This window comes from Novosphingobium sediminicola, assembly GCF_014196525.1.
GTDB classification, from domain to species: domain Bacteria; phylum Pseudomonadota; class Alphaproteobacteria; order Sphingomonadales; family Sphingomonadaceae; genus Novosphingobium; species Novosphingobium sediminicola.
This window is the reverse complement of record NZ_JACIDX010000024.1, coordinates 60,128-68,715: the sequence shown is the minus strand read 5'-3', so window position 1 is coordinate 68,715 and position 8,588 is coordinate 60,128. Positions and strand designations below refer to the sequence as shown.

The window sequence follows — 8,588 nt, the reverse complement described above, 5'->3', positions numbered from 1 at the left end:
CGGCCCCATGGCGCCCCAAGCGGGCTGGGCCGCAGCCGCACGCGCCGCGATTCCCGCCATCTCGCCCGCCTGCATCGCTACCGCAGACGAGGCTATATCGCCCGTCATCGGGTTCAATCGTGTGAAGTTCATGCGCTCAGCCTTTCAAAAGCATCCTGACATTCTGCTATTATTGATAGCAATATTCGATCTATTCGCGCGGTGCAAGCACCCAGCCGCCACCTATCACGGAAAAAAGTGGTTTTGCCACAGGACAGGCACAATGCAAGCGTTGTCATTATCCACGAAATCGGCAAACATCGCCCCGCTATAAAGGAGATAAGGATGCCTCGATACCGCCTGCCCTTGACCGCCGCGCTGATCGCCTGCGCGGGCGCGGCCATCGCGCAAACGCCCCCGCCGCCCCGCGCCCCGGCCCTGACGCCGGAACAGGAAGCCGAGCGGATCGCCGCGCGCAATCTGCCGAATGTTCCCGGCTCCGGCCCCTATCCGGCCATCATGGAGGTCAGCGCCAGCCTGCCCAATCACGTGATCTATCGCCCCGCCACCATGCCTGCGGCCAAGCTCGGCGTGCTGGTCTGGGGCAATGGCGGGTGTCAGGAGGATGGCGCCGGCGCGCGCCAGCATCTGCTGGAAATCGCCAGCCATGGCTATGTAGTGATTGCGCCGGGCCGCATCATGTCAGGCCCCACCGCCACCGAGAAATTGCCTGAGCCCGTGCCTGGCGCGCCGCGCCGTCTGGATTCGCCCACAAAGAGCGCCGATGTGCTGGCGGGTCTCGATTGGGCGCTGAAGGAAAATGCGCGGGCGGGCAGTCCTTATCAGGGCCATATCGACCCGAAGCAGACCGCCGTGGCAGGCCATAGCTGCGGCGGCCTGCAAGCGCTGGAAGTGGCCCGCGATCCGCGCATCCATGCCGTGCTGATCCATAACAGCGGCGTCTTTGCCGATGGCAGCAACCCCATTGCCGGGATCAATGTGACCAAAGCGCTGCTGAAGGACATTCACACGCCGATCATCTATATTCTGGGCGGGCCGGGCGACATTGCCTATCCCAACGGCACCGACGATTACGCCCGGATCGACCATGTTCCCGCCGCGCTGGTCAATCTGCCGGTGGGCCATGGCGGCACTTTCTATAAGCCCTATGGCGGGGCGGTGGCGCAAGTTTCGGTCGATTGGCTGGAATGGCAATTACGCGGGGATAAAAGCGCAGGCCGGACCTTTACCGGCCCGGCCTGTCGCCTGTGTGTCGCGCCCGGTTGGAGCATCGAGCGCAAGCATATGGATTGATCAGCGACAGCTGCGGCCCCGGATACAGGGTCGCAGCATCGGCGCGGGCGTATGGGCGACAAATCCGGTCGCCGGGTTATCCCATACGCCCGTATCCAGACGCTTTTCCATCTGGCGCAAAGACGCCACCAGCACCTCGCCCGAAAAGCCGCAATGGCCCGCTTGGGCCAGCCACATGGCGCTGAACATGCCCGGATTGGCCGCCTCGCCATAGGCGCGCTGCAAGGAGGGCGAGGTCGCCCCATCCCCCATCGCCTGAACCGAGAGCAGCGGGACCGAGGGTTTGGCCGTTGGCGTATAATGAGCCATCATATATTGCACCGCAGTGGGCTTGGCCGACACACGCACGCCCGCATTCAGCCGCGCCAGATCCGCCTTCAGATCCAGCCCCGCCTTGGCATAGAGCGCCTCGACAAAGGCGCGGCGACCTGATTGCGCCAGTTGAGCCGCGTAATCCACGCCGGTGTTCCATGAAAACACCCCGCCGCTGCGCTTTTCCTGATCCGCGCGGGGCAGGAAAATGCCCATGGTGAAAGCGGCACCGATCTCATCCACCTGCGCCTCAACATCACCATCGGCGGGGCGCGGATGGTCGCGCCGGGTCCAGCCCGGAATACCGCCCAACACACCCGCCAGTGCCAGACGCGCCCTGCCTTGCGGCGTGGTCAGCGCGGCCTGCACCGCACCTTCCGCCTTTTTGCCATTGGCCATATCATCGGCAATGCCGGTCAGTCGCAGACCCGCATCGCCCGCCGCCAGAGTGCGGAATGCATAGGCTCCGTCCAGCGCCATATTCATCATCCCCACCGCGCCGCTGATCGAGGGGCAGAAAGCAATCGCACCATCCACCGAGGGTTTGACCTGTTCCGCCAAAGCGGTGGTTACCAGCCCGCCCATCGAATTGCCCCATGCGATGGTGCGCTTCGGCTTGCCATAGGTCTGGGCAAAAGCGGCGATGGCCTGCGTTTGCGCAGGCGCCGCCTCGGCCAGTGACCAGCCCGCCGCGCCGTAATCGCTGGCCAGCAAGGCATAACCTTTGTCCAGCAACAGCGCCTTGGCATTGGCGGGCGCCAGTTCGGGCGCGCCCAATTTGGCCGAATAGCCTCGGCCCCAGACCAACAGCGTGCCGTTCCAGTTAGCCGGAACCTGCGCCGCCCATTTCGCGCCCGATTGCAACGTGCCCTCGGCGGTTTCGGGGTGAACCCCACGCCCTTGCCCAAAGGCCTGATCGGCAAAACGGCGCGCCTCACGCTTTTGCGCCGCCGCATCGGGGGCCAGCAGCCAGCGCCCCGCCACCAAAGCATCCACCCGCGCGTCGAGCCTGGCCAGATATTCGGCCCGTCCGCCCGGATAGGTCTGGGCAATAAGCATCGGATCGACCGGCAGGCGTTTCAGATTACGGCGCGGGATCTTGCTGCCGCAGGATGATGCAGGCGGCTCGCCATAGCGGACCAGCGGTACGTCCAATTGCGCCACGCGCACCCCGCCGATGGGGTTGCCAAAGGCGTCGCGGGCATAATCCTTGCCCGCCACCTGCATTCGGTCCGCGCGCGGAGCGGGCATTCCGGTGGAAACCCAGCGATCGATATTGACCAGCGCGGCCTGCGCCACATCGCGCATCGGGCTGTCGCTGTCCTCGACCGAGCAGACCGGCACCGGCTCGCCCCCGGCATGGCGGCGCTCCAGCAATTGCCATGTCGAGGGACGCACCTGACCCGTAACGCCGCTGTCGCCATGGCTGACCCCGCCCAGTTCATAGATGCGATAGCCGCCCTTGGCCGCATCTGTCTGTTCGCGCAGGGGATAGATATTGGTGATCGCCTCCATCTCGCTGGTCAGTTCGATGACGGGCGCGTCGATCATGCGCAATTTCTGCTGGTGGCGATCCTTCACCGGATCGGTCGAATTCAAAGGCACATGGCCCGCATCCACCGCGCCCGCCGAAATGCCGATCAGATAGCCGTCGATCACCGGCGAGCCATCGGCCCGGCGATAGCGGTCGTGAAATCCGAAATTGATCCAACTGCGCCACTGGCTGCCAAGGAAAGACCAGCCCGAGCCATAGACGCGGCGCACCTTCCACCCGGCCAGCGGACTGCCCTTGGGCGGATCGCGCAGGGCGCTGGCGACTTGGCCGATGATATCCCAACGGATGCCGTCATCCTTGGGAATGTTGAAACCGGCATAGCGCCGCGCATCGAACCATTGCGGCAGGTCGGTGGTGGCAATCGGGATGGCGGGGGTGGATGCCTTGCGGCTGGGCGCGTCGCTGCCGTTGATGGCCAGCGCATAGACAGCGCCCGACCGCAGCACGAGGCTGTCGATCCGGCCCCATTGCGTGCCCGCCAGATTGGGATGCTGAAACGCCAGATGGACGATGCCGTTGAAACGCCTGGGATCGCGCGGGCGGATCAGGATGATGCGCGTGGCATAGGGCACGTCGCCCTGACGCACGGCGAGCGAGCCATCCTCCTTTTCGGAATAGATCGCGCCCTTGCCGTTGATGAAATATTCCTCCTGAACATAGCCCGCGCGGGCCAGCGCCTCGGCCTCCTTGGTGCCCTTCAGCACAAGGGGGGCGAAAATCTGCGAAGTGGCGGTCTGGGGAACCGGCGCGCTCCAATGCAAAGGCTGGGCGGCGGCGGGCGCCGCGATCAAAGCGGTGGCGAGTAGGGCATGAAGGAGATGCATCGGGGTTTCCTGCAAAGGGAAAGGGCCGGAAAACAGCGCTTCCGGCCCCGACAGGTTTAAGGCTTCACAATCGGCAGACTGACACTGGATGGATGGGCAGCGTTGCTGATCAGCGTGATCGCGGCGGGTTGCGCATTGCCATTGCGCGCCCTTTCGCGGTGGTCCGATCCGGTGAAGGTGAACTGGATCTTGTGTCCCTTGGCCCAGACATAGGAGGTGGGCATCAGATCGAATTGCAGCCGCACCGGCTCGCCGGGTTTCAGCAATTGCTCATCCTCGGCATAGGCGCGGTGCCATGGCAGGCCGGGCAGCGCCCATGGAGCCTTGTCCAGTTTGCGCAGGGAAGCCTTGAGGCGCCCCTCGGTCACGACCTTGATGTTGCCATCGGGCGCGACATCTTCCAGCAACAGGAAGAGATTGGCGTCGGGCGTCTCGGCCGAAATCCACACATCGGCCAACCCATGGCCCGTCACCTCAACCGGCGCGGTCAAAGGCTTGCCCGATAGCGAGAGGCCCTTGCCCGCCAGATGGCAGGGCTGGACCGTCGAGCCGGAGCCGCCTTCGGGACAGGTGATCGTGTAATCCACCGGGAAGCTGGTCTTGAAGGGCGCGGGTTTGGCAACGCCCGTCTCCAGCCCCTTGGGCGTGATGTTGAAGATGGTCTGCGCGGCCTGAGGCAGCGGCCACTGGGTTGCGCTGCGCCATTCGCCGGTTCCGACCGTAAAGTAATGGATCGGCGCATCGCGGTCGATGCCGGTGTCGATGCCCTTCAGATGGCGGTCAAAGAAGCGATGCGCCTCCTCGACAAGGCCGAAGCCATCGTTCTGGCAATGCAGCCAGTCACCGATCAGGATATGCGTGCCGGGGATGTTGAGGAAGGTAATCAGCCCCTGATCCCGCAATTCATCGCGCCATCCGCCCACGACATAGAGCGCCGTGCCGGATCGCCGCATCTGCTGCGCATAGGAGGACGCGCTGCCCTCGGCCCAGAAATTGCTCTGTACGCTGGGCGCCCAACTGTCGCGATAGGGCAGCGATTTCCAGAGTTCGAACAGAGGCGTGGCGCGCTGATGTTCTTCGGCCGCCTTGCGCAGCAGGGCCTTGTTCTCATCGCCCTCGATGGGAGTGATGGCCATATCCTGCTCGATGCTGCGCGTGGGGCCGGTGCCCCATTGGGCAAAGATACCGCCGCGCCGCATCGCGTCATATTTGTTCCAGCTGAAGCATCCGGCAAACACGGCCTTGAGATGCGGATTGCCCCCCGTCATCGCGTGAACCGCCGCATCGCCGGTGTTCGAACAGCCATATTGGCCGACGATGCCGTTCGACCATGGCTGATCGGCCAGCCAGTCGATCATCTCATAGGCATCGGCATCCTCGTTGCGCTCGTGGTATCCGCGCATCGTGCCGAAACTCTGGCCATTGCCGCGCCGGGCGACCTGCACCACGACATAGCCGTAATCGGTCAGGCCCGGAATCGAGCGGAACCCCGCCGCGCGCGGGCCGGTGCCATCGGCAGCCTCCTGCGTGGCGGACAAAGTGTGGTGCCAGATGACGGGAAAGCGCCCCTCCACCGGCTTTCCATCCACCGCCGGGCGCGCCACCGTCACGGCCAGACGCGTGCCGTCGCGCATCCGCACGTAAAAGCTCTGCTTGATCTGGGAAGTATAGGTCTTGGGCGGCTGATAGTGCCCAAAGCTGGACGCCGCCGCCGCAGGGGCCAGAGTGGCGGGAGCCTGCGCCCCCGCCACTCCCCCCACAACAGCCCCGGCTCCGGCCAGCAGCATGGCGCCGGCAAGGAACACGGACCGCATCAGAACTTCTTCCGCGCGCTGACCGCGATCAGGCGGCCGATCGGGTCGGACGCAGTGGCGTCATAGCCGCCGCTGCCGTTCGAGCTGGGCGCGATGTTCACATAGGGAGGTTTGATGTTGAACACATTGCGGATTTCCAGCCCCAGATTGAAGGGATTATCCATCTCGCCCACCTTGAAATTGATCACTGCATCAATCGGGGTGTAGCTCTTCACCGCCTGCGGCGTGCTGATCGCATTGTTCGTGTATCCGCCCACATGCGTCGCGCGCAGCAAGATGCCCCAGCGGTCCATTTCCCAGTTCACGCTGGCGCGGGCGCGGAATTTGAGCGGCTGGAAAATCAGATTGAGCTGGCTGATGAAAGGCGCGGCCGGGGCCTGCTGCGTCTTGAAGCCCAGGTTATAGGTTCCGCTGGCCGACAGAGTGAAACGCCCGGCCTTGTCGGTGTCGATCACATGGCTGGCCGTGAAATCAAGGCCGCGCGTGATCGAGCGGCCCAGATTCTGGCTGCGCCCATCGACGAACAGGGTCACGTTATTGGGGCTGCCGCCGGGAAAAGCGCCCGAAACGGTCAACCCCTGCGCCACATATTGCGCGGCCAGCGCACCCGCCGCTGCGCCCTGCGTGATCAGGCCCGTGCCGTCATATTGCGACACGCGGTTGAGCAGCGAGAGGTCCGAAAGCAGCGCGATGACCTGATTTTTGTAATCCACGTTGAAATAGGTCAGCGAGAACTTGGTCCGCCGCGTGGGCTGGAAATCGGCACCCACCGACCATGTGGTGGCCGTTTCCGGCTTGAGGTTGATATTGCCGCCCGACAGCGCCACCCCAGTGATCGGCGCGCCGCCGGTGGGGTTCTGATAGGATTGCACGAAAAGGCCGTTCGAATTGCCGTAGATCTGCGGCAAGGTCGGCGCGCGGAATGACGTGCCATAGGACCCGCGCAGGGTCAGGCTCTCCACCGGCTTCCAGTTGACGCCAAATTTCGGATTGGTGGTTTCGCCCACATCGGAATATTTGTCGTAACGGACCGCCGCGTCGATCTCCAGCTTCTGCAGGCCCGGCACCGCATTGTCGGGGCCGAATACCGGGATCACCAATTCGGCATAGGCCGAATCCACCCGCCGCCCCGGATTGGTCCAGGTATAGGCCACGCCCGGATTGCCGCGCTGGCTGCCCAGCGAAACATTGAATTCCTGACCTTCATAACCGGCGGCCAGCTTGACCTGCCCGGCGGGCAGATTGAACAGCGGGCCATTGATCCGCGCCTCATAGCCGACAAAGCGGCCGATGGTGGGCGCATAGAATACCTGATTGAAAATGCCCGCCAGCGTGGCGGCCGACGTGCGACCCAGCCCATAGGGGTCAAAGGCGGTGGCCGGATTGCTGCTGGCCAGCGCGGCGTTCAGCGCGCCATTGTTCGTGCCCAGCGTGCTGATCGAAATGTCATAGGTGCGCCCCTTGCCCACCAACGCCTCGAACTGCCAGTTTTTGGGCAGCTTGATCTTCACCCCCGGCGTGATCTGCCAGCTTTCCGAATGGCCATAGCTGGCATTGCGCGCCACATCGCCCGAGAAATTATAGCCCAGCGTATAGGACGTGCCGGTAAAGCCCGTGGGCCGCACAAAAAAGGCATTGGTCTGCGGCACGGTCAGCGTCGCGCTGCTGTAGGCAGGCAGGCGGTAGAAGGAGCGATAGGAATAGAAGCCGTCGATGAAGAATTCGAGCCAGTCGGTCGCCTTGAAATTGCCGGTCATGTTGGCCGAGTCATACTTCTGGCGCGGGATCAGGTCCTGCCCCTGCAGATCGTCGCAGCGGTTGCTGGTGCCTGCGGTCAATTGTGATGGGCTGGTGACGCCACCTGCCGGAATGGCGTAATTGACGCCGCCCGCCGTGATCGTGCCGGGGTTGCAGCGCGTGACCGAATAGTCATTGCCGCCAAAACGTGTCTGGTTAGAGGTGAAAAAGGGGCGATCCGAACCGCTCAGGTTCGACTTTTCGACATGTTCATAGGCGACCATGAACTGGCCCCGGTCGAACTTGTGGCCATAGGCCGCGCCCACCATCTTTTCATTATATGCCCCGTCCGAAGCGATGCCGCCGCGCGCCGTAACTTCCAGCCCGTTGAGGCTGCGGCGCGGGATCAGGTTGACCACACCCGCAACCGCGTCCGAACCGTAAATGGCCGAAGCGCCGTCCGCCACGACCTCGATGCGTTCAACACCCAGCGTCGGCAAGGTCGAAGGGTCGATCGAGCGGCTGTTGTTGGTGACCCGGTGGCCATCGACGATGATCAGCGTGGCATTCGGCCCGATCCCCCGCAAGTTGATCGAGTTTGAATAGACGATATTGCCCGCGCCGCCCGATTGCCCGCGCGAATTTTCCGAAACGCCAAGGTCGAACACCTGCGGCAGATCGCGGATCGCACGGTCGATGGTGACGCGGCCCGTGGCGGCGATGTCGGCGTTGGACAGGGCCGTGACGGTCGAACCGATGGGCGCCTCGCCGCGCACGCGGCTGCCGGTGACGATGATGTCGGCGTTATTGACTTCCTGCGCCGATACGGCAGGCGCAGAAAGCGCCCCGGCCAGAACCGTGCTGGCGAGCACGGCTGCGCGGAACTTACGATGGTTCATGGCATCCTCCCAAGAATTGCAAGCGATTACAATTGCAGTCCGCTGAGCGAGATGAATGCACAATGCCGCGTGATGCCGGACACCTTTCCTCTCCTCACAAGCTGGTGGCCGGATTCGGCCTTGCCAGACGGAACTTATGCGTTCTTGAGGATGA

4 protein-coding genes are annotated in these 8,588 nt (G+C 63.7%); 1 reads left to right on the top strand and 3 read right to left on the bottom strand.

Going from position 1 to position 8,588, the window contains the following annotated elements; all coding sequences use genetic code 11:
- The first annotated feature begins 324 nt into the window (after window positions 1-324).
- Complete coding sequence (locus tag GGR38_RS21945) at window positions 325-1,293, top strand: alpha/beta hydrolase (protein WP_183628807.1); 969 nt, start codon at window positions 325-327, stop codon at window positions 1,291-1,293.
- Here the strand turns inward: GGR38_RS21945 and GGR38_RS24315 are convergent, their stop codons facing one another.
- Genes GGR38_RS24315 through GGR38_RS21930 form a run of 3 tightly spaced genes read right to left on the bottom strand, consistent with a single transcriptional unit; the run spans window position 1,294 to window position 8,434 of the window.
- Window positions 1,294-3,984: an alpha/beta hydrolase domain-containing protein gene (locus GGR38_RS24315; RefSeq protein WP_246405184.1), complete on the bottom strand. Its 2,691-nt coding sequence runs from the start codon at window positions 3,982-3,984 to the stop codon at window positions 1,294-1,296.
- A 56-nt stretch (window positions 3,985-4,040) separates the two neighbouring features.
- Window positions 4,041-5,798: a CocE/NonD family hydrolase gene (locus tag GGR38_RS21935; RefSeq protein WP_246405183.1), complete on the bottom strand. Its 1,758-nt coding sequence runs from the start codon at window positions 5,796-5,798 to the stop codon at window positions 4,041-4,043.
- Window positions 5,798-8,434 carry a TonB-dependent receptor plug domain-containing protein gene (locus GGR38_RS21930; RefSeq protein WP_183628805.1) on the bottom strand — a complete coding sequence of 879 codons (2,637 nt, stop codon included), beginning with the start codon at window positions 8,432-8,434 and terminating at the stop codon, window positions 5,798-5,800. The genes GGR38_RS21935 and GGR38_RS21930 overlap by 1 nt, the downstream gene beginning before the upstream one ends.
- Window positions 8,435-8,588 lie beyond the last annotated feature (154 nt).